A 25,477-nucleotide genomic window follows, 5' to 3' on the forward strand; every position below is an offset into this window, starting at 1 on the left:
CGATATCGCCCTTCTATTAAATGAATTTGCGAAAGCGAGGCTTTGGCGTCACGTTTTCTGCGGGTTCCAGCCGCCGATGAGAGAGCGGCCCTTTTTCAATGGGAGACGTCACGATGAAATCAATGCTGAAGTCCTGCACTGCCCTGGCGCTCATGGTCAGCTTTTCGGGCCAGGCATTCGCCCAGGTCACGGAAATCGGTCCGGGCGAAGGCCAGCTCAACATCGTCGCGTGGGCGGGCTACATCGAACGCGGCGAAACCGACAAGGCCTTCGACTGGGTGACCAAGTTCGAGGAAGCGACCGGCTGCAAGGTCAACGTCAAGACGGCTGCGACCTCCGACGAAATGGTCGCGCTGATGAACGAGGGCGGCTTCGACCTCGTCACCGCTTCGGGCGACGCGTCGCTGCGCCTGATCGCCGGCAAGCGCGTGCAGCCGGTGAACGTCGACCTGGTGAAGAGCTGGTCGACCGTGGACGACCGGCTGAAGGACGCACCCTGGCACACGGTCGACGGCGTCCACTACGGCGTTCCCTACATGTGGGGCCCGAACGTGCTGATGTACAACACCAACGCGATCAAGACGCCGCCGACCTCCTGGAAGGTGGTCTTCGAGGAGATGACGCTCGACGACGGCAAGTCCAACAAGGGCCGCGTCCAGGCCTATGACGGCCCGATCCACGTTGCCGACGCCGCGCTCTACCTGATGGCGCACAAGCCGGACCTCGGCATCAAGGATCCGTACCAGCTCAACGAAGACCAGTACAAGGCGGCACTCGACCTGCTGCGCCAGCAGCGCACGCTGGTCGGCCGCTACTGGCACGACGCCTTCATCCAGATCGACGACTTCAAGAACGAAGGCGTCGTCGCGTCGGGTTCCTGGCCGTTCCAGGTCAACCTGCTCAAGGGCGAAAACCAGCCGGTCGCCTCGGTGTTCCCGGACGAGGGCGTCACCGGATGGGCCGACACCACGATGATGCATGTCGATTCCGCGAACCCGAACTGCGCCTACATGTGGTTCGAGCACCAACTCTCGTCCAACCTGCAGAGCGACCTCTCGGTCTGGTTCGGCGCCAATCCGTCCGTGCCGGCCGCCTGCACCGACGGGCGCGGCATGCAGAACGCCGAAGGATGCACGGCCAACGGCATGGACAATTTCGAGAAGGTCAAGTTCTGGACCACGCCGACGAGCAAGTGCGCCACCCAGAACGACCAGTGCGTGCCGTACTATCGCTGGGTGTCTGACTACATCGGCGTCATCGGCGGCCGCTAATTTCGCGAGCGCGACCGTGCCCCTCTCCCCGCGGGCGGGGCGAGGGGAGGCGCCGGCGTCGCGGTCCTCTCGCCTCTCCCCGTTGCCGACAGGCATTCGAGGAGCGGCGCGCGCCTTTCCAGGAACCAGCCTGACCGTCAGGACAACACATGACCCCAGCCGTTTCCTTCAAGCAGGTGTCGCGCCATTTCGGTTCGGTCAGGGCCGTCGATGCGGTCGACCTCGAGATCGGCGAAGGCGAGTTCTTCGCCATGCTCGGCCCGTCGGGCTCCGGCAAGACGACGTGCCTCAGGCTGATCGCCGGCTTCGAGCAGCCGACATCGGGCCGCATCGAGATCTTCGGCGAGCGCGCCGAGGGCGTGCCGCCCTATCGGCGCAACGTCAACACGGTCTTCCAGGACTACGCGCTCTTCCCGCATCTCAACGTGCTCGACAACGTTTCCTATGGACTGATGGTCCGGGGCGTCGCCCGGGCCGAGCGCCACCGCGAGGCGGAAACCGCGCTCGAACTCGTCAAGCTGCCGGGCTACGGCACGCGCCGTCCCGGCCAGTTGTCCGGCGGCCAGCGCCAGCGCGTCGCGCTCGCCCGCGCGCTGGTCAACCGGCCGAAGGTGCTGCTGCTCGACGAGCCGCTCGGCGCGCTCGACCTGAAGCTGCGCGAGAACATGCAGGAGGAACTGAAGACCCTCCAGAAGTCGCTCGGCATCACCTTCGTCTTCGTGACGCATGACCAGGGCGAGGCGCTCTCCATGGCCAACCGGGTCGCCGTGTTCGACCATGGCAGGATCATGCAGGTCGGATCGCCGGAGGACATCTACGAGCGGCCGAACTCGCGTTTCGTCGCCGACTTCGTCGGTTCGTCGAACGTGTTGCCGCCGGACTTCGTCGCCCGGCACGGCGGCGCGCGCCGGTGGGCCAGCCTGCGGCCGGAGGCCGTCCGGCTCGTCGATGACGAGGCGGGCGCGCTGACGGCGACCGTGGTATCGCGCTCCTACCTGGGCGGCTCGACCAGGCTTGGGCTCGACGTCGACGGACAGCGCATCAACGCCCTTCTGCCGGCCGGTGCGTCGTTTCCCGCCGAAGGCGACAGTGTCCGCGTCGGATTTGCGCCGGGCGACCTGCACCTGATGGAGGATGCGGGGTGAGCCTGGCCGACGCAACCTATCGCGCCGATGGGGCAGGCGCGATCCTGCCCGATCGCGGCGGCGTCCTGGGACGCCTCTCGGACACGTTCTGGCGCAGGCCCGGCATGCTTCTCCTGCTGATGCTCCTGCCGCCCGTGCTCTGGCTCGGCATCGTCTATCTCGGCTCGCTGTTCGCGCTCCTGCTGCAGAGCTTCTTCTCGATCGACGAATTCTCGGGACTCATCAACCGCGAGTTCACGCTGAAGACCTACGGAGAACTGCTCCGGCCGTCGAACCTCGACATCATCCTGCGCACGGTGACGATGGCGGTGCTGGTGACGATCGCTTCGGCCGTCGTCGCCTTTCCGATCGCCTACTACGCGGCCCGCTACGCGCGCGGCAAATGGAAGGCGCTTTTCTATCTCGGCATCATGTTGCCGCTGTGGTCGAGCTACCTCGTCAAGATCTATGCATGGAAGCTGATCCTCGCGAAGGAAGGCATCCTCACCTGGTTCTTCGAGAAGGTGCACCTGCAGTGGCTGATCGACGCCTGGCTGTCGCTGCCCGTCGTCGGCGGCAATTCGCTGTCGGTCTCCTTCACCGGCACCTTCATCGTCTTCGTCTATGTCTGGCTGCCCTTCATGATCCTGCCGGTCCAGGCCGCGCTGGAGCGCGTGCCGTCGAACCTCGTCGAGGCCTCGTCCGACCTCGGCGCGACGCCGGCCCAAACCTTCCGGAACGTGCTGTTCCCGCTGGCGCTTCCCGGCATCGTCGCTGGATCGATCTTCACCTTCTCGCTGACGCTCGGCGACTACATCATCCCGCAGATCATCGGCACGTCCAGGCTCTTCATCGGCCAGGCCGTCTACGCCCACCAGGGCACGGCCGGCAACATTCCGCTGGCCGCCGCCTTCACCGTCGTGCCGATCGTGGTCATGGGCTTCTACCTCTGGGGCGCCAAGAAGATGGGGGCCTTCGATGCGCTCTGATCGTTCCTCCGCGCCTCTGTCGCTGAAGATCGCCGCCGCCGCCGGTCTCGCCTTCCTGCACCTGCCGATCCTGCTGATCTTCGTCTATGCCTTCACCACCGAGGAGAAGAGCTACCAGTGGCCGCCGCCGGGCTTCACGCTGCGGTGGTTCGAGGTCACATGGAACCGCCCCGACGTCTGGCAGGCGCTCGGCCTCTCGGTGCAGGTGGCCGCCATCTCTACGGTCATCGCCCTCGTCCTCGGAACGCTCTGCGCCGCGGCGATCAGCGGCTCGAAGTTCTTCGGTCGCGAGGCGGTCTCGCTGCTCGTGATCCTGCCGATCGCGCTGCCCGGCATCATCACCGGCATCGCGCTTCGCTCGGCATTTTCGCTCGCCGAGATTCCGTTCTCGATGTGGACGATCATCCTCGGGCACGTCACCTTCTGCGTGGTCGTCGTCTACAACAACGCGGTGGCCCGCTTCCGCCGCGTCTCCGGCTCGCTCGTCGAAGCCTCGATGGACCTCGGCGCCAACGGCTTCCAGACCTTCCGGTATGTGATCCTGCCCAACATCGGCACCGCGCTCGTCGCCGGCGGCATGCTCGCCTTCGCGCTGTCATTCGACGAGGTGATCGTCACAACCTTCACCGCGGGCCAGCAGCAGACGCTGCCGATCTGGATGCTCGAAGAACTCGTGCGGCCGCGCCAGCGCCCCGTCACCAACGTGGTGGCGATGGTCGTGGTGCTGGTGACGTTCCTGCCCATTCTCGCTGCCTACTATCTCACCCGCGACGGCGACCAGATCGCCGGTTCCGGCAAATAGACCACCAAGGAGGACTTCATGGATACCCAGATGCTCATCGGCTCGAAGTTCGAGGCTGGCGCGGATGCCGCCGAAGCCGTGCTCAACCCGCGCACCGGCAAGACGATCCTCGACCTGCCGGAGGCTTCGCAGGGCCAGATCGACAAGGCGGTCGCCGCCGCCGAGAAGGCGTTCGGCGCGTGGTCGCGAACCACGCCCGCGCAACGCTCGGTCTATCTCTTGAAGATCGCCGAGCGCATCGAGGCGGAAGCCGAGGAGTTCGCGAAGCTGGAGGCGCTGAACTGCGGCAAGCCGATCAATGCCGTCCTCAATGACGAGATTCCCGCGATCGTCGACTGCTACCGCTTCTTCGCCGGTGCGGTTCGCTCCATGCCGGGTGTCGTCGCAGGCGAATACCTTTCCGGGCATACTTCGATGATCCGCCGCGATCCGATCGGCATCGTCGCCTCGATCGCGCCCTGGAACTACCCGCTGATGATGATGGCCTGGAAACTGGCGCCGGCGATCGGCGGCGGCAACACGGTCGTCTTCAAGCCGTCCGAGCAGACGCCGCTTACCGCGCTGAAGCTGGCGAAGATCCTCGCCGACGTGCTGCCCGAGGGCGTGGTCAACGTCGTGCTCGGGCGCGGCAACAGCGTCGGCAATGCTCTGATCAACCACCCCAAGGTCAACATGATCTCGATCACCGGCGACGTGGCGACCGGAAAGAAGGTGCTTGAGGCGGCTGCCAAGTCAGTCAAGCGGACCCATCTCGAACTCGGTGGCAAGGCGCCGGTGATCGTCTTCGACGACGCCGACGTCGATGCGGTGGTGAGCGGCCTGCGCGCCTTCGGCTACTACAATGCCGGCCAGGACTGCACGGCGGCCTGCCGCGTCTACGCCGGCAAGAAGGTCTATGAAAAGCTCGTCGCCGACCTGTCCGCCGCCGTCTCCACCATCAGCTACAACAAGAAGGACGACACCAAGAACGAGATCGGACCGCTTATCTCGAAGCGCCAGCGCGACCGCGTCGCGTCCTTCGTGGAGCGCGCCTCGGAACTGAAGCACATCGAGATCACCACCGGCGGCAAGCCGGGCGACGGCACCGGCTTCTACTACCAGCCGACGGTGGTGGCGGGCGCCAGGCAGGAAGACGAGATCGTCCGCCGCGAGGTGTTCGGACCCGTCGTTTCCGTGACGCGCTTCAAGGACGTGGACGAGGCGGTGACCTGGGCCAACGACAGCGACTACGGCCTGGCGTCCTCGGTCTGGACCCGGGACGTCAGCCGGGCAATGTCGACCGCCGCGCGCCTGCAGTATGGCTGCACCTGGATCAACACGCATTTCATGCTGACCAACGAGATGCCGCATGGCGGCCTCAAGCAGTCCGGCTACGGCAAGGACATGTCGCTCTATGCGCTGGAGGACTACACCGCTGTCCGTCACGTCATGATCGCGCACTGACGTTGCGCTGGACGGCTTTCCAGCAAGGCCGGCCCCCCTTGTCGAGGGGCCGGCGCCATGAAGGCACATCATCGACGAGGTGATGGCGCTTTTTCACCGATCTTCAGGCCAATCGGTCGGTGACCGGCGGGTGGTTTCGCTACTCGACGACCCGGAAGATCTGCCACTGGCTGGTGCCGGAGACGACGAACGGCTCCATTTCCCTCCCCCATTTCGCGTGGGCGTCGATCTTGCCGATCTTCCCGAAGAATTCCTCCAGCCGGGCGAGGCTTTCGACGTGGTGATGCGCCTCGATGGTCGCCTCTCGGGCGCCGATCGATCCGGTCATGATCTGGAACTTCATCTCGGCGAGGTTCACCTGCGAGCCGATGTCGCGCTCCCACTGCTTCATCAGTTCCAGGACCCGCTGCTTGTTTCCGAATTTTGCATCGATCTGCCACCGTGCACTGAACATGTCCGTCTCCCAGCGTTGAAGTGAACGAACTTTCGGTGCTCGCCGATCTCGGCCCTGCCGTCGACCGGCGCGCGGATGGAAATCGTATCATTTCGGCAATCTCGGCGCATCAGAACTCGCCGATGCATCTGGTAGGACCAGATTTTTCCGGCTAGTTTACGAACCTCGAGCCGGGGAGGTTTCATGAAGATCGGTTTCTGCATGTTCCTGTGGACGACCAACGTCACGGGAAAGCACAGTCGGCTGCTGAAGGACATCAAGGCCACCGGCTACGACGGCGTCGAGATTCCGATCTTCGAGGGAACGCCCGAAGACTACACCCGCCTCGGCGAGATGCTGGACCGCATCGGGCTGGAGCGCACCGCGGTCACGGCAATGGGCGATCCGTCCATGAACCTGATTGCGCCGGACGCCGCGACCCGGCGCAGGGGTGTCGCCTACATGAAATGGGCGATCGACTGCGCCGCCGCCCTTGGCGCGAACCGCCTGTCGGGTCCGGTTCATTCGACGCTGGGCGCCTTCACGGGCGTCGGCCCGACGTCGGCGGAAAAGAAGCGCTCGGTCGCCTCGCAACGCGCCATCGGCGACCATGCCGGCAACAAGGGCGTCACCATCGGCCTCGAGGCGCTGAACCGCTTCGAATGCTACCTGCTCAACACCATGGCGGACCTCTCCGCGCATGTCGACGAGATTGGGCATCCCAACATCAAGGCGATGTACGATACGTTCCACGCCAATATCGAGGAACAGGATCCGATATCGGCCTACACCAGGCACGTGAAGAACATCTGCCACATCCACATTTCGGAGAACGACCGCGGCGTGCCGGGACGGGGCAACATCCCCTGGAAAAAGACCTTCGCCGCCATCCGGCAGAGCGGCTACGACGACTGGCTGACCATCGAGGCGTTCGGCCGCGGCCTCAAGGACCTCGCCGCCGCCACCAAGGTGTGGCGCGACTTTGCCGAGAGCCCGGAGGCGGTCTATCGCGAGGGCTACGTCCACATCAGGCAGCATTGGAAGAAGGCGGCCAGGAACCGCTGACGCCCGCCAGGTCCGGAACCTTTCCGCTTTGCCTGCCTCGACGGTTGGGCCTGCCTCAGCCGCTGACGTCGGCGTCCGCCTCGGCGGCCTGTTCGGCGGTCACCTTCTGGGTCGGCCGCCTGACCTGCGGGGCGGCTTCGATGACGATCGGCCGCAAGCCCTCGCCGCCGGAATCCACCACCTCGAAGAAGTGGCGGCGCATGCGCGGCTCCCAGAACTTGTTGATGTGCTCTGCGACGCCGTGCACGCCTTCGTCATGCGGCTTCGATTCGAAGAAGATGCCGATCTGGTTGGCCATCCGCACGATCTTGGCGATGCCCTGCCTGACATGGGCGTCGTGGCTTTCTTCGTCATGCGACATTGCGGGCTGCTCCATCGGTCACGCGTTCGGGGTGGGTGAACACGTCGAAATCCTCGCCGCGCACCAGCGCCACGAGCGTCATGCCGGCCTCTTCGGCGGTGCGGATGGCAAGCGCGGTCGGCGCCGACACGGCGATGATGAAGGACGCGCCGATGGCCGCCGTCTTCTGCACCATCTCGACCGATACGCGCGACGTCACGACGACAGCGCCGGTCGAACCGTCGACGCCCCGTCTCGCCAGCGCGCCGGCAAGCTTGTCGAGCGCGTTGTGCCGCCCGACATCCTCGCGCGCCAATACCACGCCCTTGCCCGGCACGTAGAACCCGGCGGCATGGACGGCGCCGGTCTCCGCATGCAGGGGCTGCACTTTCGAAAGCAGCTTCACAGACTGCACGATGTCGGAGGCCGAAAGCGTGATCGCATCCCGCTCGACGCTGTCGACCGAGCGCATCGCCTCCTCGATCGATTCGATGCCGCAGAGGCCGCAACCGACCGGGCCGGCGAGCCTGCGGCGCCGCGCCTGGAAGCGGTCGTTCGCCTGGTCCCTCAGCCTGATCTGGATGTCAATGCCCGCGCCGTGGTCCTCGACCTCGATGGCTTCAATCTCGTCCGGCGCGTCGATGATGCCTTCTGTAAGCGAGAAGCCGAGCGCGAAATCCTCGAAGTCGGCCGGCGAGGCCATCATCACCGCATGCGTCGTGCCGGCGAAGGAGAACGCCACCGGCGTTTCCTCCGGCACCATGCGGTTGGCCGAGGTCGAACCGGCGGCGCGGCGCGCCAACCGGGTTGCCTGGGTGAGGGGAGGGCGTAGCCTCATGCGACCGTCAGCGGAGAGGAAGCGCGAAGCCGCTCACTCCGCCGCCTCCATGTGACCTTCGATCCGCCGGCTCTTGCGCGACAACTCCTCGTATTCCTCCTGCCACCGGGTGGGACCGTTGGACGGCGAAACCTGCACGGCCGTCACCTTGTATTCGGGGCAGTTGGTCGCCCAGTCCGAATAGTCGGTGGTGATGACGTTGGCCTGCGTGTCCGGATGGTGGAAGGTGGTGTAGACGACGCCCGTCGCAACGCGGTCGGTGATCAGCGCGCGCAGCGTGGTCTCGCCGGCGCGGCTGGCCAGGCGCACCCAGTCGCCGTCGCGAATGCCGCGGTTCTCCGCGTCGTGCGGGTGGATCTCCAGCCGGTCCTCGTCGTGCCAGACGACGTTGGCCGTACGCCGCGTCTGGGCGCCGACATTGTACTGGCTGAGGATGCGGCCGGTCGTGAGCAGCAGCGGGAAGCGCGGCCCAGACTTTTCGTCAGTCGCCACATACTCGGTGCGGATGAACTTGCCCTTGCCGCGCACGAAGCCGCCGATATGCATGATCGGCGTGCCCTCGGGCGCCTTGTCGTTGCACGGCCATTGTACCGAGCCCATCTTGTCGAGTAATTCGTAGGAGACGTTGGCGAAGGTCGGCGTGGTCCGGGCGATTTCGTCCATGATCTCGGACGGGTGCTGGTAGTTCCAGTCGAGTCCGATCGCCTGGGCGAGCTTCTGCGTGGTCTCCCAGTCGGCATACTCGCATTTCGGCTCCATCACCTTGCGCACGCGGTTGATGCGGCGCTCGGCGTTGGTGAAGGTGCCGTCCTTCTCGAGGAAGGTCGAGCCCGGCAGGAAGACGTGGGCGTAGTTTGCGGTCTCGTTGAGGAAGAGGTCGTGAACGACGACGCATTCCATCGCGGCGAGGCCTGCAGAGACGTGCTTGGTGTCCGGGTCAGACTGCAGGATGTCCTCGCCCTGGATATAGAGGCCCATGAACGTGCCTTCGACGGCGGCGTCCAGCATGTTGGGGATGCGCAGGCCCGGCTCGTTGTCGAGCTTCACGCCCCAAAGGCTCTCGTAGATCTCGCGCGTCGCGTCGCCCGAGATGTGGCGGTAGCCCGGCAACTCGTGCGGGAACGAGCCCATGTCGCACGAGCCCTGCACGTTGTTCTGGCCGCGCAGCGGGTTCACGCCGACGCCCGGCCGGCCGATGTTGCCGGTCAGCATGGCGAGGTTGGCGATGGCGATGACGGTGGTCGAGCCCTGGCTGTGCTCGGTGACGCCGAGCCCGTAGTAGATCGCACCGTTGCCGCCGGTGGCGTAGAGCCTCGCCGCGCCGCGGATATCGTCCGCCGGCACGCCGCACAGCTTCTCGACTTCTTCAGGGCTGTGGCGCGGGTCGGACACGAACGAAACGTAGTCCTGGAATTCGTCCCAGTCGCAGCGCTCGCGGATGAAGGCCTCGTCGAACAGGCCCTCGGTCACGACGACATGCGCCAGCGCCGTCACCACCGCGACGTTGGTGCCGGGCTTCAGCGGCAGGTGGTAGTCCGCCTCCATGTGCGGCGCCTTGACCATCTCCGTGCGGCGCGGATCGAGGACGATGAGCCTGGCCCCCTTGCGCAGCCGCTTCTTCAGCCGCGACGCGAACACCGGATGCGCCGAAACCGGATTGGCGCCGATCACCATCGCGACGTCGGTGTGCTCGACCGAATCGAAGTCCTGCGTGCCGGCCGAGGTGCCGTAGGTCTGGCCGAGCCCGTAGCCCGTCGGCGAATGGCAGACGCGCGCGCAGGTGTCGACGTTGTTGTTGCCGAAGCCCTGCCGGACAAGCTTCTGGACGAGGTAGGTTTCCTCGTTGGTGCAGCGCGACGAGGTGATGCCGCCGACGGCGCCCTTGCCATACTGGTACTGGATGCGGCGGAACTCGCCGGCGATGTGCCGGAACGCCTCGTCCCCAGAGACCTCGCGCCACGGATCGGTGATCTTCTCGCGCACCATCGGGTTCAGGATGCGTTCCTTGTGGGTGGTGTAGCCCCAGGCGAAGCGGCCCTTGACGCAGGAGTGGCCGCGGTTCGCCTTGCCGTCCTTCCACGGCACCATGCGCACGACCTCGTCGCCTTTCATTTCGGCCTTGAACGAGCAGCCGACGCCGCAATAGGCGCAGGTCGTCACCACCGAGCGATCGGGCATGCCCTTTTCGAGAACGGTCTTCTCGCGCAGCGCGTCGGTAGGGCAGGCCTGCACGCAGGCGCCGCAGGACACGCATTCGCTTTCGAGGAACGGCTCGTGCATGCCGGCCGCCATGCGGCTCTCGAAGCCGCGGCCCTCGATGGTGAGCGCGAAGGTGCCCTGCACTTCTTCGCAGGCGCGCACGCAACGCGAGCAGACGATGCACTGCGCGGGGTCATAGGTGAAGTACGGGTTCGATTCGTCGCGAGCGATGTAGTCGACCATCAGCGAGCCGTGGCCCGGCGCGACGCCGGCATCCGCCTGAACGTGGTTGCGGCCATCGAGGCCGTAGCGGTTTTCCGCCAGGCCAACCGAGGCGACCACCTGGTCGAACTCGCTGGCGCCGGTGCCTGCACCTGCGCTGCCCGGTCCGCTCCAGGCCGAGGGATGGTCGGAAACGTAGAGTTCCATGACGCCGCGCCGGATCGCGTCGAGCCGGTCGGACTGGGTGTGCACGACCATGCCTTCGCCGACTGGCGTCGTGCAGGATGCCGGCGTGCCGCCGCGTCCCTCGATCTCGACCAGGCAGACGCGGCAGGACCCGAAGGCGTCGATCATGTCTGTGGCGCAAAGCTTCGGGATCTCGACGCCGGCTTCCATCGAAGCGCGCATGATCGAGGTGCCCTCGGGCACGGTGATCGAACGGCCGTCGACGGTCAGCGTCACCGTCTTTTCAGACCGCGATGCGGGCGTGCCGTAGTCGGTTTCCTGGACGAGCGATGCGAACTCTGGCTTGACGTTCATGGTCCGCTCCTATTCCGCGGCTTCGGCGACGGGCGAAGGCCGAAAGTCGTCAGGGAAGTGGTTGATTGCGCTCATCACGGGGTAGGGGGTGAAGCCGCCCAGCGCGCAGAGCGATCCGAACTTCATCGTGTTGCAGAGGTCGGTGACGAGTTCGATCTGCTTCGCAGGCTCGATGTTGCCGGCGATCTTGTCCAGCACCTCGACGCCACGCTGCGAGCCGATGCGGCAGGGCGTGCACTTGCCGCAGCTTTCGACGGCGCAGAACTCCATCGCGAAGCGCGCCTGCTTCAGCATGTCGGCGGTGTCGTCGAACACCACGATGCCGGCGTGGCCGATCAGCCCGTCCTTGGCGGCGAATTCCTCGTAGTCGAAAGGCGTGTCGAACAACGCGCGCGGGAAATAGGCGCCGAGCGGCCCGCCGACTTGCACCGCCTTCACCGGCCGGCCCGTCGCAGTGCCGCCGCCGATGTCGTCGATGATCTCGCCGAGCGTCAGGCCGAAGGCCGCCTCGAACAGGCCGCCATGCCTGACGTTGCCGGCGATCTGGATCGGGATCGTGCCGCGCGAGCGGCCCATGCCGAAGTTCTTGTAGTACTCGCCGCCCTTGTCCATGATGATCGGGACCGAAGCGAGCGAGATGACGTTGTTGATGACCGTCGGCTTGCCGAACAGGCCCTGGATGGCCGGCAGTGGCGGCTTGGCGCGCACCACGCCTCGCTTGCCTTCCAGCGAGTTCATCAGCGAGGTTTCCTCGCCGCAGACATAGGCGCCGGCGCCGGTCCTGATCTCGATATCGAAGACGTTCGGCGAGCCGAGCACGCTGACCCCGAGCACGCCCCGCTTGCGGGCGATCTCCACGGCGCGCGTCATCGTCGCCACCGCGTGAGGATACTCGGAGCGGATGTAGACGAAGCCTTTCGTCGCGCCGGTGGCGATGCCGGCGATCGTCATGCCCTCGATGAGCACGAAGGGATCTCCCTCCATGATCATCCGGTCGGCGAAGGTGCCGCTGTCGCCCTCGTCGGCGTTGCAGATGATGTATTTGCGGTCGGCCGACGTCTCCAGGACGGTCTTCCACTTGATGCCGGTCGGGAAGCCGGCGCCACCGCGCCCGCGAAGCCCGCTGTCGGTTACCGTCTTGACGATGTCGGCGGGGGTCACGGCCACGGCGTTTGCCAGGCCGTTCAGCCCGCCATGCGCCTTGTAGTCGTCGAGCGACAACGGCTCGGTGACGCCGCATCGCGCGAAGGTCAGCCGCGTCTGTCTGGCAAGGAACGGAATGTCGTCGGTTTTTCCGAGCGACAGTCTGTGCGTTCCCCCGGCGGTCAGGCCCGCATCGAAGAGCGACCGTACGTCCTTCGCCGTGACCGGCCCGTAGGCCATGCGGCCGGACTCGGTCTCCACCTCGACCATCGGCTCCAGCCAGTAGAGGCCGCGCGAGCCGTTGCGGACGATTTTCGCATCCAGTCCGCGCGCGGCAATTTCTTTTTCGACCGCGCTCGCGACCTTTTCCGCGCCAAGCGCCAGAGCGCCGGAATCGCAGGGGATATAGATGGTCGCGGTCACAGGCGCACCTCCGCTGCGATCTCTTCGACCTTGTCGGCGTCGAGTCGGCCGATCACCTCGCCGTCCAGCATTGCCGACGGCGCGCAGGCGCAAAGCCCCAGGCAGTAGACCGGCTCGAGCGTCACGGCCCCGTCCTTCGTCGTCTCGTGGAAACCGATGCCGAGCAATTGCTGCATCCTCGCCGCCAGCGCGTCGCCGCCCATCGACTGGCACGCTTCGGCGCGGCAGAGTTTCAGTACGTGGCGCCCGGCCGGATGCTTGCGGTAGTCGTGGTAGAACGTGACGACGCCGTGCACCTCCGCCCTCGACAGGTTCAGCAGGTCGGCGATGACGGGGAGGCTTTCGCCCGGCACGTAGCCGAACTCGTCCTGGATGCCGTGCAGTATGGGCAGCAAAGGACCTTCCAGGCCCTTGAGGTCATTGACGACCGCGGCCGTCCGCGATGCGATGTCGGTACTTGCGTGCTGCATGGCCAGGCAGCGCCCTCCCTATCGAGCGAATTGATCGCCAAGCCACTATGGAACCAGAGGAATATGGCCGAATCAATAAAGCCGTTTCGTTGATTGATAGATTTTCTCTATCAATCTGGTGAATTGCAGGATCGCATCACGCGCGTGGCCTGAACCCTTCCGCCAGCGCCATCGCCTCGTCCAGAAGCGCCGCGACCAGCGGCGTGTGCGGTTCGCGCGGTGCGGCGACGAGCCCGACCGTGTGGCTGGCGTCCGGATCGACGATCGGGATGGCGCGTATCGGCTCGGCGAATCCGAAAGTCTCCGTGAGGTTCAGCGGCATGATCGACGACCATTTTCCAGTGCGGATATGGGAAAACAGCACGATCATGGAGTTCGACTCGAGTGTCGGCCTCGCGACCACGCCGGCTTCGGCAAGGTGTTGGTCGATGATGCGGCGGTTCTGCATGTTGGGCGTGAGCAGGCAGAGCGGAAGGGTGCTGACCTCGGCCCAGGTGACCGCCTTGTTCTCCGAATAGGGGTTTCCGGCGGCCGTGATGAGCTGGTAGCGCTCGGAATAGAGCGGCACGCTCGTGACGCGTCCGAGCGGCTCGTTGTCGAGATAGGTGATGCCCGCGTCGATGTCGAAATTGCCGAGCAGGGTAAGGACCTCGATCGAAGTTCTCGATAATATCGAGAATGTGACCCCGGGGTGCTTCTCGCGGAAGGGCGTGGTCAGGCGCGGGATCATCGCCAGCGCCGTCGGGATCGCTGCGATGCGGATATGACCCGACAGGCCGTGCCTTGCGGCGCGCATTTCCTCGCGCATGGTGCGCGCGTCGCCGGTGATGCGCCGCGCCCAGACCAGCACCTGTTCCCCCTCCGGCGTCAACCCCTGGAAGCGCGAGCCGCGCTTGACCAGCATGACGCCGAGCTGTTCCTCGAGTTGCTTGATCGCGGCCGACAGCGTCGGCTGGGTAATGCCGAGCTGCTCGGCGGCGCGGCCGAAATGCTCTTCCTTGGCGAGCGCGATGAAGAATTCGAGCTTGTCGATCATGGCCGAATGTCGTGGCTTGTGCCGGTCAGGTCAATCGTCCTGGGGCGGTGGCGCCTGCATCCCCAACTTTATCCGGATTGCGTGCCCGCCTGACTTCGGTCTTCGCCCGAGCCGCATGGTTGCGGCTTGGTTCGCGGTCCGCGATGCACTATCTGGGAGGCAGTCCAGAAACCGGTCCAGAACACATGTCCGTTACCAAAGAAGCCGTCCTCGAGCGTCTGAAGACCGTCAACGGTCCGGACTTCACCGGCAACATCGTCGATCTCGGCCTGGTCTCGGAAATATTCATCGCGGACGGGAAGGTGTTCTTCTCGATCACCGTGCCCGCCCAGAGGGCGCAGGAGATGGAGCCGCTGCGTGCCGCAGCCGAGCGGGCCGTCAAGGCGGTTCCCGGCGTCGCTGGCGCAATGGTCGCGCTGACGGCCGAGAAGAAGGGCGGCGGCATGGAAGCGCCTGTGCAGCCGCGGCCGGCGCAGCGTCCGGCGCAGAACTCAGCGCCACCGTCCGCCCATCCGCATGCCGACCGCGCTCCAGCCTCGCAGTCGCAGGGCAAGCGCGGCGTTCCCGGCGTCGCCTCGATCATCGCGGTGGCCTCGGGCAAGGGCGGCGTCGGCAAGTCGACGACGGCAATCAACCTCGCGCTTGGCCTCGCCGCGCTCGGGAAGAGGATCGGCGTGCTCGACGCCGACATCTACGGACCCTCCATGCCGCGGCTGCTCGACATTCGCGGCAAGCCGCAGACGGTCGACGGCAAGGTCCTGAAGCCGATGGAGAAGTACGGCCTGAAGGTCATGTCGATGGGCTTCCTCGTCGACGAGGAAACGCCCATGATCTGGCGCGGGCCGATGGTCATGTCGGCGCTCGCGCAGATGCTGCGCGAAGTCGAATGGGGCGAACTCGACGTACTGGTGGTCGACATGCCGCCCGGCACAGGTGACGCGCAACTCACCATGGCGCAGCAGGTGCCGCTCGCCGGCGCGGTCATCGTCTCGACGCCGCAGGATCTCGCGCTGATCGACGCGCGCAAGGGACTGAACATGTTCAGGAAGGTCGATGTGCCCCTGCTCGGCATCGTCGAGAACATGAGCTACTTCATCGCGCCCGACACCGGCAAGCGCTACGACATCTTCGGCCACGGCGGAGCGAGGAAGGAGGCCGAGCGTCTCGGCGTGACCTTCCTCGGCGAAGTTCCGCTGCAGATGGGTATCCGCGAGACGTCGGATTCGGGCGAGCCGGTCGTGGTGTCGAAGCCCGATGGGCAGGAAGCCGCGATCTATCGCGCCATCGCCGCCAAGGTCTGGGCGCGGATCGGCGAGGAGAAGGTCAGGGCCGAAGGGTCGGCCCCGGCGATCATCTTCGAATAGGGAACGTCAGGCGGAGCCGACCTTCTCCCCGAAGGTGGAGAAGAACTGGCCGGCAAGCTTCTTCGAGGTCGACTCGATGAGGCGGCTGCCGAGTTGCGCGATCTTGCCGCCGACGTCGGCATTGGCAGTGTACTTCAGGATCGTCGCGTCCGGCCCGTCCTCGACGAGCGTCACGTCCGCGCCGCCCTTGGCGAAGCCGGCGATGCCGCCCTTGCCTTCGCCCGAAATCGTGTAGCCGTTCGGCGGGTTGAGGTTGGAGAGCGTCACCGCGCCGTTGAACGTCGCCTTGATGGGACCGACCTTGAGGACAACCACCGCGGCCAACTCGTTGTCGGCCGTCTTTTCCAGTGATTGGCAGCCCGGAATGCTGGCCTTCAGGACCTCCGGGTCGTTCAGCGCCTCCCACACCTTTGCGATGGGAGCCTCGATGCGCTCCTCGCCGTCCATGTTCAGGGCCATCGAACTCCTCCGATCCAAAAGCTCACCGGTCTGGCGTAGCCCAGCAGGGTTCGGCTGTCCATTCCCTTGCCGGGCAACGCGGATTCCGCGCTACGGCAACCCAATATGCATTTGTCTGACAAAAGACCCCTTGCCGCTTTCCGGGTGTTGGCATATCGATGCACGCAGGCAGTTCCGGAGACTTTCGATGTCAGGCCCGACCACCAAGAAGAAATTCCGTTCCCAGGAATGGTTCAACAACCCCGACAATCCTGGCATGACCGCGCTCTATCTCGAGCGCTACCTGAATTTCGGCCTCACGCGGGAAGAACTGCAGTCGGGCAAGCCGCTGATCGGCATCGCGCAGACCGGCTCGGACCTTTCTCCCTGCAACCGTCACCACCTGGAACTGGCGAAGCGCGTCCGCGCGGGCATCGAGGCGGCCGGCGGCGTACCCTTCGAATTCCCCTGCCATCCGATCCAGGAGACCGGCAAGCGCCCCACCGCGGCGCTCGACCGCAACCTTGCCTATCTCAGCCTCGTCGAGGTTCTCTACGGCTACCCGCTCGACGGCGTCGTGCTCACCATCGGCTGCGACAAGACGACGCCGGCGCTGCTGATGGCGGCGGCCACCGTCAATATCCCGGCGATCGCGCTGTCGGTCGGGCCGATGCTGAACGGCTGGCACCACGGCAAGCGCACCGGCTCGGGCACTGTCGTCTGGGATTCGCGCCAGCGCCTTTCGGCGGGCGAAATCGGCTATGACGAGTTCATGGACATCGTGGCGTCCTCGGCGCCGTCCGTCGGCTACTGCAACACGATGGGCACGGCGACGACGATGAACAGCCTCGCCGAGGCGCTCGGCATGCAGTTGCCGGGCTCGGCAGCGATTCCCGCCCCCTACCGCGAACGCGGTCAGATCTCATACGAGACCGGAAAACGCATCGTCGGCATGGTGCACGAGGACCTGAAGCCCTCCGACATCATGACGCGCGAGGCGTTCGAAAACGCCATCGTCGTCAACTCGGCCATTGGCGGCTCCACCAACGCGCCGATCCACCTCAACGCGGTCGCCCGGCACCTCGGCGTTGCGCTCGACAACGACGACTGGCAGGCGATCGGCCATCATGTTCCGCTGCTGGTCAACCTGCAGCCGGCCGGCGAGTATCTCGGCGAGGACTACCACCACGCGGGTGGTGTGCCTGCGGTTGTTGCCGAATTGATGAAGGCAAACCTGCTGCCGCACCCGAATGCGCTGACGGTCAACGGCAAGACCATGGGCGAGAATTGCGCCAACGCGCAGAACCTCGACGCCAAGGTGATCCGGACGGCAGCCGAGCCGCTGATGCGGGACGCCGGCTTCATCAACCTCAAGGGCAATCTGTTCGACAGCGCCATCATGAAGACCAGCGTGATCTCCAAGGAGTTCCGTGATCGCTACCTGTCGAACTCCGCCGACCCCGATGCGTTCGAGGGCAAGGCGGCCGTGTTCGAGGGGCCGGAAGACTACCACGCCCGTATCGACGACCCGGCTGAGGGAATCGACGAGCACACCATCCTGTTCATGCGCGGCGCCGGGCCCGTCGGCTACCCGGGCGGCGCCGAGGTCGTCAACATGCAGCCGCCGGCGTACCTGATCAAGAAGGGCGTCCACTCGCTTCCCTGCATCGGCGACGGCCGGCAGTCGGGCACATCCGGCACGCCCTCGATCCTGAACGCGTCGCCGGAAGCGGCGGTCGGCGGCGGCCTTGCGCTACTGAAGACCGGGGACCGCGTGCGCATCGATCTCAGGAAGGGCACGGCCAACATCCTGATTTCGGACGAGGAACTGGCGGCGCGGCGCGCCAAGCTCAACGGCAATGGCGGTTTCCACTATCCGAAGCACCAGACGCCGTGGCAGGAAATCCAGCGCGGCATGGTCGACCAGTTCGACCAGGGCATGGTGCTGAAGCCGGCCGTGAAGTACCAGCGGGTCGCGCAGGTCGGAGGCGTCCCGCGCGACAATCACTGATGCGCGAAGCGGCCGGGCGCTGGCAATGATTGCCGAGCGCTCCGGCCGGCCGCACTGCGGGAAGCGGGTCCTGCACAGACCCGTGCGCTGCGGGTGATGCCAGGCGCGCAGGACCTCCTCGTTCTGGTCGTCGCAGCGGCGGCTGGCGCCCTTCTCCTCTATCCGCCCCTGGCTCGGGCACGGACATGGCGGGCGACGATCACGCCGCTCGCGTCCATCATCGGCAGCGGCTTTCTGGTGCTCGGGCCGATCCTCGACGCGTCCTACGGGATGTATGCGCCAGTGGTCATGGCCGCACTGTGCGTTGTGGCCTGGGCGTTCGGCAGCGCCATCCGGTTCAACATCGCCGTCATCGAGCGCGACGGCGGCGACAGGCCCGCGGTGGAGGAAAGACTTGACGCGGCGGCCTCGTGGACGCTGGCCGTCGCCTATTTCATCTCGGTCGCCTACTACCTGAATCTCTTCGGCGCTTTCAGCGTCAGCCTCACGCCGTTCGATGATCGTCTGCACGCCAAGCTGGTGACCAGCTTAGTGCTGCTCGTGATCCTGGCGGTCGGCTGGGCGCGGGGCTTCAAGGCGCTGGAGCGGATGGAGCAGGTGTCCGTCGGCATCAAGCTTGCCGTCATAGCCGGGTTGCTGGCCGGGCTCGGCCGGTATTTCTTCGCAAAGGCCGGCTCGGGCGACCTGGTGTTGCATCCGCCTGCGCTGACGGCCTGGGCAAGCGTCACCCTGGCCTTCGGCCTGATCGTCACGGTGCAGGGTTTCGAAACGTCGCGCTATCTCGGCGCCAGCTATTCCGCCGCGACTCGAATACGCTCGATGCTCTGGGCGCAGGCCCTCTCGGCCCTGATCTACATGACCTATATAGGCTTCCTGGCGTTCGCCCTGCCGGCCGGGCCGCAGCCGCCGAACGAGACGGCGATCATCTCGATGATGGAGATCGTGGCGCCCGTGCTGCCCGTCCTGCTGGTCGCCGCGGCGCTGAGCGCGCAGTTCAGCGCCGCGGTCGCCGACACCAGCGGGTCGGGCGGGCTCATCGCCGAACTGACCAAAGGCATGGTGCCGGCACGGATGGCCTATGCGCTGCTCGTCGCCGTCGGACTGGTGCTCACCTGGACGCTGGACGTGTTCCAGATCATCGGTTTCGCTTCGCGCGCCTTCGCGCTCTACTACGCGCTGCAGTCGACGATTGCCGCGGCCGCTGCTTGGCGCAGTCGCAGCGAGCGGTGGCGCGCGCCCGGCTATCTGGCGCTGGCGGTGCTTGGGGTCGTCATCGCCGTCTTCGGGACAGCGTTCGAGTAGATCGCGAACCGCCGGCGCCAGTCGGTCGTGTCAGAGCCCCATCGCAGCGCGGGGCAGCTTGATCAGGTCGCCGAAACGTGTGCGCAGCCGGTCGTCGATCGCCCTCGACACGTGGCGCGGGAAGCGCTCGGCCAGGATTTTCTTCTTCTCGGCGATGGCGCGGGACAGGATGTCGGGCTTGCTCCTCTCGTTCCACTCCTTCGGGGAAAAGCGATCGCCGATGGCGGGATAGAAGTATTCCGTCTGCATCAGCTTCAACGTCTGGTCGTTGCCGAGGTAGTGGCCGGGGCCGTTCAGGCAGACTTCGGCGATCGTGTCGATCGACAGCGCGGCTTCGGAAACCTCGATGCCGCGCACGCAGCGCTGGCACATGCCGAGCATGTCGTTGTCGATGATCAGGCTTTCGAGGCAGAAGCCGAGCAGCGATGCGTGCATGCCGGCGGATTCATAGACGAGGTTGAGGCCCGAAAGGCCCGCCATCACGTTGGTGATGCCCTTTTCGTAGCCGGACTGGATGTCGGGAAGCTTGGAATCGGCCATGCCGGCAGCGGAACCGCCGGGCAGGTCGTAGAACTGCGCCATCTGCGCGCAGGCCGACGTCAGCAGCGCCTGCTCGGCGGACCCGCCCGACATCGCGCCGGTCCTGAGGTCCGAGACGAAAGGCCAGGTGCCGAAAATCGCGGGGTGCCCAGGCTTGATGGCGTTCACGTAGACGAGGCCGGCGAGCACCTCCGCCACCGCCTGCACCACGGCGCCGGCGATCGCTGCCGGAGCGGTGGCGCCGGCCTGGCCGGCCGACAGCAGCAGGATCGGGATGCCGCCTTCGACGCAGGCTTCGAGAACGCCGCAGGCGTCCTCGGCGAATTTCATCGGCGGAACCACGAAGCAGTTGGAGTTGGAGACGAACGGGCGCGCGCGGAAATTTTCCTCGCCGCCGGCGATCGCATAGAGCATCTCGAGCGCCGGCGCGACGTTCTCGCGCACCGTGAAGGACGTGCCGACATGCTTCGACGTCCCCGTCACGCAGGCGTAGAGCGTGTTGAAGTCCATATCGAGCGGGTCGGGAATGTCGCGCGGCACCATCGGCCGCTGGAAGAAGTGGATGTTGTCGAGGCCATCCACGATGCGCGCGGCGTCATAGATGTCCTGCAGCAGCGATTCCCGGTATTCGCGCTTTTCGACGTCGACGAGGTGCACCGCGGCGCCGGCCGTGCCGTAGTGAACGCGCCTGCCCTGGATCAACATGTCGTGGCGGGGATCCTGCCCGCACAGCGTGAAGTTTCTGGCCGCCCGCTTGATGGTGTCCTCGACAAGCGCGCGTGGGAAGCGCAGGCGTCCGTCCGTGCCGAGCGTCGCGCCGGCGCGCGTCAGCGCCTCGATGCAGGAGGGGATGGCGTTGGCGAAGCCGACGGTTTCCAGAAGCGTCAGCACCGCCTCGTGAATGCTGCCGAGGTCGGCGTCGGACAGCGCGCGGTAGGTGCCGCCTTCGAGGCCCGGCCTGATCGGGCGGACGTCATCGGCGAGCGGCGCGGCCCGCATGGCGCGCCGGGCCTCCCGGCCGCCGGATCGTCGGGAGCGCATCTCGTTTGCTGTGCCTGGAGGGGAAGCCGGGGATTCTGCCGTCACCGACATCGTTGGCTCCTCGATGTGGGGCCGAAAGCGCCGCCCCGATTGTTCCGATTGTACCAACTATGCAGCGCCACGGAATGGCGCGAATGGCGCAGTTGGCGCAGTCGAATGGGCCAGACGCAACGTCAGGCAGACAGCCGGTAGGCCAGCCTCGGCGGAGCATGATGCCCGACCAACGAAGGGTGAATTCGCGCGGAGTGGCGCCGGAGCGGTGGCTCCGGTGGGCGCCTGGGCTGGCGCCCGCCCGGCTCGCTTATGCCGCGGCCGGGCGTCGGCCGGCCGCTGTCGCGAGTTCGCGTATGCCTGGCTCGATGTGCTGCAGCGCGATCGAGGAGATGCCGAGCCGCATGAAGCGCTTCGGCTTGTCGGTACCGTCGAAGAAGCGGTCGCCGGGCTCGATGATGACGCTGCGGGTCGCCGCCTGGGCGGCAAGATCGCGCGCGTCGGTGCTGCGCGGTCCCTCCAGCCACAGCGACGTGCCGCCGGCCGAGTCGGTGGCGCGCCATTCGGGCAGGAAGGCCGAGATCGCCTGGACGAGCCGCTTGCGCCGCTCCTCGAAAGCGGTGGACAGCCGCCGCACCAAGGCTTCGTGATGGCCGAGCGAGAGGAACAGCGCGACGGCCCGCTGGTTGTTGGCGGGGGGGTGCCGCAGCATGAAGCGGCGCAACGCACGCAGTTCCGCGATCAGTCCGGCCGACGCGACGATGTAGCCGAGGCGCAGGCCCGGCGCGAGCGTCTTGGACATCGATCCGACATAGATGACGCGCCCGGAGCGGTCGAAGCTCTTCAGCGCCTGCTGCGGTGCTTCGTCCAGCAACTGGCTGTCGTAGCCGTCCTCGATGATGATCTGGTTGTCGCGGGCCGCGCGCGCGAGCAGGTCCTGCCGGCGTTCGACCGACAGCGGCACCATGGTCGGGCAATGATGGCTCGGCGTGACGAACACGTAGTCCGCCTCGCTGTCGATGGCCGATGTCACGATGCCCTGATCGTCCACCGGCGTCGGCAGCGTTTCGGCGCCGGCGAGCTTGAAGATGGAGCGGGCGTCGGGATAGCCCGGATCCTCCATCGCGACCTTGGTGCCCTTGTTCATCAGCAGCGACGCCAGCATGTAGAGCGCATTCTGGGCGCCGAGCGTGACGATGATCTCGTCGGGATTGGCGAAGATGCCGCGGCGCGGCAACAGCCGGGCCTGGATCTGTTCGATCAGCAGCGGGTCGTCGCGGTCGACCATGTCGGCCGCCCAGTTGCGGATCTCGAGCACGGCGAGCGCCATGCGGTTGCATTCGCGCCATTCCGCAGTCGGGAAGAGGGCGGGATCGAACTGGCCGTAGACGAAGGGATATGACGACTTGATCCAGTTGCCGTGCTTGGCGGGCGGCGGCATCTCGGAGGCGGCGACCTTGCGGCGCGCCTTCCAGTCGATCTCGTTGGCATTGTCGTTCGCCTTGGCGGCGGGCCGGGCCGGCATGGCCAGCACTTCGGGATTGACGAAATGGCCGCGGCGCTCGCGCGCGATGAGGAAGCCCTGGTCGACGAGCTGCTGGAAGGCGAGCACCACCGTGCCGCGCGCGACGCCGAGCTTTTCCGCCAGGATGCGGCAGGACGGCAACGGCATCGACGCCGCAATCTGGCGGTCCAGGATGGCGGCCACGATTGCCTGGCGGATCTGTGCCTGAAGGGTCTGGCCGGACTCTGCCGAAATCCGGAACAGTCCCGACCATATCGCCGTGTCGTTGCGTTGTGGCATGGCGTCCTCCTCGTCTGCGCCCTCCCAAGCGCCTGGCCCAGCAATTTGTATTCGTGGTCCAAACCGTTAAGCCAATGAATTTTTCTAATCGTTACGATTTATGCCAGTGATGCATCCCCCATGGCCCAGACCGGCGGCGAAGCGCGGCTGATCGGGTGGAGCAAATCCAGCCGGTGGCGAAAGCCGGCCTCTCGCAGATGCGAACAGCTCTGCTATGCTGGGAGCCATTCGAACCTCCAGGAGTCATCCCGTGGCAGACAGCTCGTTCCCGGCAGCGCTAGCGGCGCTCAAGAAGCACAGGGCGGAAGTGCCGAAGGACATGCGGGCGGCCTTTGCGAACGATCCCGGCCGATTCGAGAAATTCTCGCTCTCCGACGGAGACCTGTTGCTCGACTGGTCGAAATGCGCCGTCACCGAAACGACGATGGGGCTGCTCGCCCAGGCTGCCGAAGCGGCCGGTGTCGAGCAGAGGCGCGACGCCATGTTCGCGGGCGAGAAGATCAACGTCACCGAGAACCGGGCGGTGCTGCACACCGCGCTGCGCCAGCCGCGGGGCGCGACCGTGCTGGTGGACGGCCACAACGTCGTTCCTGATGTGCACGCCGTGCTCGACGCCATGGAGCGGTTCTCCGACGCCGTACGGTCGGGACAGGCAAGGGGCGCGACAGGCAAGGCGATCACCGACGTCGTCAACATCGGCATCGGCGGATCGGACCTCGGACCGGTGATGGCTACGCTGGCGCTGGCGCCCTGGCATGACGGGCCGCGCGCGCACTACGTCTCGAACATCGATGGCGCGCATATGCACGACACCCTGAAAGGGCTCGATCCGCAGACGACGCTGTTCATCGTCGCTTCAAAGACTTTCACCACCGTCGAGACCATGACGAACGCGCAGACGGCGAAGCGCTGGATCGTGGCGGAACTGGGCGAGGGAGCCGTGGCGAGCCATTTCGCCGCCGTCTCGACCGCGCTCGACCTGGTCGCGAAGTTTGGCATCGCCGAAGACCGCGTGTTCGGCTTCTGGGACTGGGTCGGCGGCCGCTATTCCCTCTGGGGCGCGATCGGCCTGCCGATCATGATTGCGGTGGGCGCTGGAAATTTCCGGGACTTCCTGGCCGGAGCGCATGAAATGGACGAGCATTTCCTGACCGCGCCACTGCTCCGGAACCTGCCCGCCGTGCTTGGCCTCGTCGGCTACTGGCACCGCGTCGCCTGCGGCTACCCGGCGCGCGCGGTCATCCCCTACGACCAACGCCTGTCCCGCTTCCCGGCCTACCTGCAGCAGCTCGACATGGAATCGAACGGCAAGCACGTGGCGCTCGACGGAAACGCCGTCGCGACGCCGACGGGGCCGCTTGTCTGGGGAGAACCCGGGACGAACGGCCAGCACGCCTTCTTCCAGTTGCTGCACCAGGGCACCGACGTCATCCCGATCGAGTTCCTGGCCGCGGCGGTCGGCCATGAGCCTGAACTGAAGCACCATCACGACCTGCTGTTGTCCAACGTGCTCGCCCAGTCGGCGGCGCTGATGAAGGGACGCACGCTCGACGAGGCGAAGGCGCAGATGCTCGCCAAGGGGATGAAGCCGGCGGATGTCGAGGCGATCGCGCCGCACCGCGTCTTCGCGGGCAACCGCCCTTCGGTGACGGTTCTCTATCGCTCGCTCGACCCGCGCACGCTCGGCCGGCTGATCGCGCTCTACGAGCACCGTGTGTTCGTGGAAGGTGCGATGTTCGACATCAACTCCTTCGACCAGTGGGGCGTCGAACTCGGCAAGGAACTTGCGACCGGACTCCTGCCCGTCGTCGAGGGCAAGGAGGACGCCGCGATGCATGACGCCTCGACGGCCGGGCTGGTGCAGCATATTAAGCGTCTGAGCTAGTCAGGCGCGGCGGTCGCCGCATCAATATCGGGGCATTCGATCTTGGCGGAAATAAGAGGAATCCTGTTCGACAAGGACGGGACGTTGGTCGACTTCCAGCAGACCTGGTACGCGCTGGCGGACCTCATGGCGATGCATGCGGCCGACGGCGACCGCGGCAGGGCTGACGCGTTGATGGTGCTGGCCGGCTACGACTACGAACGGCATCGTTTCCGTGCGGACTCGGTCTTCGCCGCCGGCACCAACGCCGACATCGTGGCGCTCTGGTATGCCGGGTCGGATGAGGCCCGCCGCAGGGAAATGACGGCCTATTTCGACAATTTCACCGCCGAGCAGGGCGCGCTCCAGTCGGTACCGCTGCCCGGCAGCCGGGATGCCATCGCCGCGTTGCACCGCCAGGGCTTCAGGCTCGGCGTTGCGACCAACGATTCCACCAGCGGCGCCGAGAAGACGCTGCTGGCGCTCGGTGTGGCCCAGATGTTCGACGCCGCCTACGGCTACGACGCCGTCGCGAACCCGAAGCCGGCGCCGGACACGATCCAGGCGTTCAGCGACCTGACCGGGCTGAAGGCCGCCGAGATCGCGATGGTCGGCGACAACCGGCACGACCTCGAGATGGCCAAGGCAGGCGGTGCGGGGCTGGCGGTGGGCGTGCTGTCAGGCACCGGCACGCGCGAATCGCTCGCGCCGCTGGCCGACGTGGTGCTGGACTCGATCGCCGACCTGCCGGGCTACCTCGCCGCCAGTCGATAGGGCGCTCGCC

General features: G+C 66.1%; 21 protein-coding genes. 11 read left to right on the forward strand and 10 right to left on the reverse strand.

The genetic code is table 11. The annotated features are described in order from the left end of the window. The first annotated feature begins 113 nt into the window (after positions 1–113). From ABUE31_RS21370 to ABUE31_RS21390, 5 genes are all read left to right on the forward strand, one after another. Positions 114–1,271 (forward strand): ABC transporter substrate-binding protein, encoded by a 1,158-nt coding sequence (locus ABUE31_RS21370; RefSeq protein ID WP_367725778.1) that lies wholly within the window; start codon positions 114–116, stop codon positions 1,269–1,271. 149 nt (positions 1,272–1,420) lie between these two features. Continuing rightward, positions 1,421–2,416: an ABC transporter ATP-binding protein gene (locus ABUE31_RS21375; protein WP_367725779.1), complete on the forward strand. Its 996-nt coding sequence runs from the start codon at positions 1,421–1,423 to the stop codon at positions 2,414–2,416. Positions 2,417–2,418: 2 nt separating this feature from the next. Continuing rightward, positions 2,419–3,384 (forward strand): ABC transporter permease, encoded by a 966-nt coding sequence (locus ABUE31_RS21380; RefSeq protein ID WP_437344175.1) that lies wholly within the window; start codon positions 2,419–2,421, stop codon positions 3,382–3,384. After that, positions 3,374–4,186: an ABC transporter permease gene (locus tag ABUE31_RS21385; RefSeq protein WP_367725782.1), complete on the forward strand. Its 813-nt coding sequence runs from the start codon at positions 3,374–3,376 to the stop codon at positions 4,184–4,186. Before ABUE31_RS21380 ends, ABUE31_RS21385 begins: the two co-directional genes overlap by 11 nt. A gap of 18 nt (positions 4,187–4,204) precedes the next feature. Beyond that, on the forward strand, positions 4,205–5,629 hold the full coding sequence (locus tag ABUE31_RS21390; protein ID WP_367725783.1) for a gamma-aminobutyraldehyde dehydrogenase: 1,425 nt from the start codon (positions 4,205–4,207) through the stop codon (positions 5,627–5,629). Positions 5,630–5,768: 139 nt separating this feature from the next. Here the strand turns inward: ABUE31_RS21390 and ABUE31_RS21395 are convergent, their stop codons facing one another. Next, a complete protein-coding gene (locus ABUE31_RS21395) occupies positions 5,769–6,083 on the reverse strand; it encodes a hypothetical protein (RefSeq protein WP_367725784.1) in 315 nt (104 codons plus the stop codon). A 183-nt stretch (positions 6,084–6,266) separates the two neighbouring features. On the opposite strand from ABUE31_RS21395, the gene ABUE31_RS21400 reads away from it, so the two are divergent. Beyond that, the gene (locus ABUE31_RS21400; protein ID WP_367725785.1) at positions 6,267–7,127 is read left to right on the forward strand and encodes a sugar phosphate isomerase/epimerase family protein; all 861 of its coding nucleotides are present in this window, start codon (positions 6,267–6,269) and stop codon (positions 7,125–7,127) included. Positions 7,128–7,182: 55 nt separating this feature from the next. On the opposite strand, the gene ABUE31_RS21405 is transcribed toward ABUE31_RS21400, so the two are convergent. The 6 genes from ABUE31_RS21405 to ABUE31_RS21430 form a co-directional block, all read right to left on the reverse strand. Next, complete coding sequence (locus ABUE31_RS21405) at positions 7,183–7,488, reverse strand: formate dehydrogenase subunit delta (protein WP_367725786.1); 306 nt, start codon at positions 7,486–7,488, stop codon at positions 7,183–7,185. Further along, positions 7,478–8,305 carry a formate dehydrogenase accessory sulfurtransferase FdhD gene (gene fdhD / locus ABUE31_RS21410; RefSeq protein ID WP_367725787.1) on the reverse strand — a complete coding sequence of 276 codons (828 nt, stop codon included), beginning with the start codon at positions 8,303–8,305 and terminating at the stop codon, positions 7,478–7,480. Before fdhD ends, ABUE31_RS21405 begins: the two co-directional genes overlap by 11 nt. A 33-nt stretch (positions 8,306–8,338) precedes the next feature. Next, positions 8,339–11,266 carry a formate dehydrogenase subunit alpha gene (gene fdhF / locus ABUE31_RS21415; RefSeq protein WP_367725788.1) on the reverse strand — a complete coding sequence of 976 codons (2,928 nt, stop codon included), beginning with the start codon at positions 11,264–11,266 and terminating at the stop codon, positions 8,339–8,341. 9 nt (positions 11,267–11,275) lie between these two features. Continuing rightward, on the reverse strand, positions 11,276–12,832 hold the full coding sequence (locus ABUE31_RS21420; RefSeq protein WP_367725789.1) for a formate dehydrogenase beta subunit: 1,557 nt from the start codon (positions 12,830–12,832) through the stop codon (positions 11,276–11,278). Further along, entirely contained in the window at positions 12,829–13,308 is a 480-nt protein-coding gene (locus ABUE31_RS21425) for a formate dehydrogenase subunit gamma (protein WP_367725852.1), read from the reverse strand. The genes ABUE31_RS21420 and ABUE31_RS21425 overlap by 4 nt, the downstream gene beginning before the upstream one ends. Before the next feature lie 130 nt (positions 13,309–13,438). Then, the gene (locus tag ABUE31_RS21430) at positions 13,439–14,338 is read right to left on the reverse strand and encodes a LysR family transcriptional regulator (RefSeq protein ID WP_367725790.1); all 900 of its coding nucleotides are present in this window, start codon (positions 14,336–14,338) and stop codon (positions 13,439–13,441) included. Positions 14,339–14,523: 185 nt separating this feature from the next. Between ABUE31_RS21430 and ABUE31_RS21435 the strand changes: the two genes are divergently transcribed. After that, positions 14,524–15,702 (forward strand): Mrp/NBP35 family ATP-binding protein, encoded by a 1,179-nt coding sequence (locus ABUE31_RS21435; RefSeq protein ID WP_367725791.1) that lies wholly within the window; start codon positions 14,524–14,526, stop codon positions 15,700–15,702. A gap of 6 nt (positions 15,703–15,708) precedes the next feature. On the opposite strand, the gene ABUE31_RS21440 is transcribed toward ABUE31_RS21435, so the two are convergent. Continuing rightward, positions 15,709–16,161 (reverse strand): SRPBCC family protein, encoded by a 453-nt coding sequence (locus ABUE31_RS21440; protein WP_367725792.1) that lies wholly within the window; start codon positions 16,159–16,161, stop codon positions 15,709–15,711. A gap of 187 nt (positions 16,162–16,348) precedes the next feature. Between ABUE31_RS21440 and ABUE31_RS21445 the strand changes: the two genes are divergently transcribed. Together ABUE31_RS21445 and ABUE31_RS21450 are read left to right on the forward strand one after the other, a co-directional pair. Then, on the forward strand, positions 16,349–18,151 hold the full coding sequence (locus ABUE31_RS21445; protein WP_367725793.1) for an IlvD/Edd family dehydratase: 1,803 nt from the start codon (positions 16,349–16,351) through the stop codon (positions 18,149–18,151). Between the two features lie 96 nt (positions 18,152–18,247). Next, entirely contained in the window at positions 18,248–19,453 is a 1,206-nt protein-coding gene (locus ABUE31_RS21450) for an Aq_097 family APC-type transporter (protein WP_367725794.1), read from the forward strand. A 30-nt stretch (positions 19,454–19,483) separates the two neighbouring features. Here the strand turns inward: ABUE31_RS21450 and ABUE31_RS21455 are convergent, their stop codons facing one another. Both ABUE31_RS21455 and pdxR read right to left on the reverse strand, forming a co-directional pair. Then, entirely contained in the window at positions 19,484–21,085 is a 1,602-nt protein-coding gene (locus ABUE31_RS21455; RefSeq protein WP_367725795.1) for a trimethylamine methyltransferase family protein, read from the reverse strand. Positions 21,086–21,335: 250 nt separating this feature from the next. After that, the gene (gene pdxR / locus ABUE31_RS21460) at positions 21,336–22,829 is read right to left on the reverse strand and encodes a MocR-like pyridoxine biosynthesis transcription factor PdxR (protein WP_367725796.1); all 1,494 of its coding nucleotides are present in this window, start codon (positions 22,827–22,829) and stop codon (positions 21,336–21,338) included. Between the two features lie 214 nt (positions 22,830–23,043). Here pdxR and pgi point away from each other — a divergent pair, with 214 nt between their 5' ends. Continuing rightward, a complete protein-coding gene (gene pgi, locus ABUE31_RS21465) occupies positions 23,044–24,714 on the forward strand; it encodes a glucose-6-phosphate isomerase (RefSeq protein ID WP_437344173.1) in 1,671 nt (556 codons plus the stop codon). A gap of 42 nt (positions 24,715–24,756) precedes the next feature. Further along, the gene (locus ABUE31_RS21470) at positions 24,757–25,467 is read left to right on the forward strand and encodes an HAD family hydrolase (RefSeq protein WP_367725798.1); all 711 of its coding nucleotides are present in this window, start codon (positions 24,757–24,759) and stop codon (positions 25,465–25,467) included. Positions 25,468–25,477 lie beyond the last annotated feature (10 nt).

It is taken from the genome of Mesorhizobium marinum, assembly GCF_040813675.1.
Lineage (GTDB): Bacteria > Pseudomonadota > Alphaproteobacteria > Rhizobiales > Rhizobiaceae > Mesorhizobium_K > Mesorhizobium_K marinum.

Excerpts from the sequence above, each read along its gene's own strand:
- ABUE31_RS21370 (WP_367725778.1), top strand. The coding sequence starts at position 114 with ATGAAATCAATGCTGAAGTCCTGCACTGCCCTGGCGCTCATGGTCAGC.
- ABUE31_RS21375 (WP_367725779.1), top strand. The coding sequence starts at position 1,421 with ATGACCCCAGCCGTTTCCTTCAAGCAGGTGTCGCGCCATTTCGGTTCG.
- ABUE31_RS21385 (WP_367725782.1), top strand. The coding sequence starts at position 3,374 with ATGCGCTCTGATCGTTCCTCCGCGCCTCTGTCGCTGAAGATCGCCGCC.
- ABUE31_RS21390 (WP_367725783.1), top strand. The coding sequence starts at position 4,205 with ATGGATACCCAGATGCTCATCGGCTCGAAGTTCGAGGCTGGCGCGGAT.
- ABUE31_RS21395 (WP_367725784.1), bottom strand. The coding sequence starts at position 6,083 with ATGTTCAGTGCACGGTGGCAGATCGATGCAAAATTCGGAAACAAGCAG.
- ABUE31_RS21400 (WP_367725785.1), top strand. The coding sequence starts at position 6,267 with ATGAAGATCGGTTTCTGCATGTTCCTGTGGACGACCAACGTCACGGGA.
- ABUE31_RS21405 (WP_367725786.1), bottom strand. The coding sequence starts at position 7,488 with ATGTCGCATGACGAAGAAAGCCACGACGCCCATGTCAGGCAGGGCATC.
- fdhD (WP_367725787.1), bottom strand. The coding sequence starts at position 8,305 with ATGAGGCTACGCCCTCCCCTCACCCAGGCAACCCGGTTGGCGCGCCGC.
- fdhF (WP_367725788.1), bottom strand. The coding sequence starts at position 11,266 with ATGAACGTCAAGCCAGAGTTCGCATCGCTCGTCCAGGAAACCGACTAC.
- ABUE31_RS21430 (WP_367725790.1), bottom strand. The coding sequence starts at position 14,338 with ATGATCGACAAGCTCGAATTCTTCATCGCGCTCGCCAAGGAAGAGCAT.
- ABUE31_RS21435 (WP_367725791.1), top strand. The coding sequence starts at position 14,524 with ATGTCCGTTACCAAAGAAGCCGTCCTCGAGCGTCTGAAGACCGTCAAC.
- ABUE31_RS21440 (WP_367725792.1), bottom strand. The coding sequence starts at position 16,161 with ATGGCCCTGAACATGGACGGCGAGGAGCGCATCGAGGCTCCCATCGCA.
- ABUE31_RS21445 (WP_367725793.1), top strand. The coding sequence starts at position 16,349 with ATGTCAGGCCCGACCACCAAGAAGAAATTCCGTTCCCAGGAATGGTTC.
- ABUE31_RS21450 (WP_367725794.1), top strand. The coding sequence starts at position 18,248 with ATGCCAGGCGCGCAGGACCTCCTCGTTCTGGTCGTCGCAGCGGCGGCT.
- ABUE31_RS21455 (WP_367725795.1), bottom strand. The coding sequence starts at position 21,085 with ATGTCGGTGACGGCAGAATCCCCGGCTTCCCCTCCAGGCACAGCAAAC.
- pdxR (WP_367725796.1), bottom strand. The coding sequence starts at position 22,829 with ATGCCACAACGCAACGACACGGCGATATGGTCGGGACTGTTCCGGATT.
- pgi (WP_437344173.1), top strand. The coding sequence starts at position 23,044 with ATGCTGGGAGCCATTCGAACCTCCAGGAGTCATCCCGTGGCAGACAGC.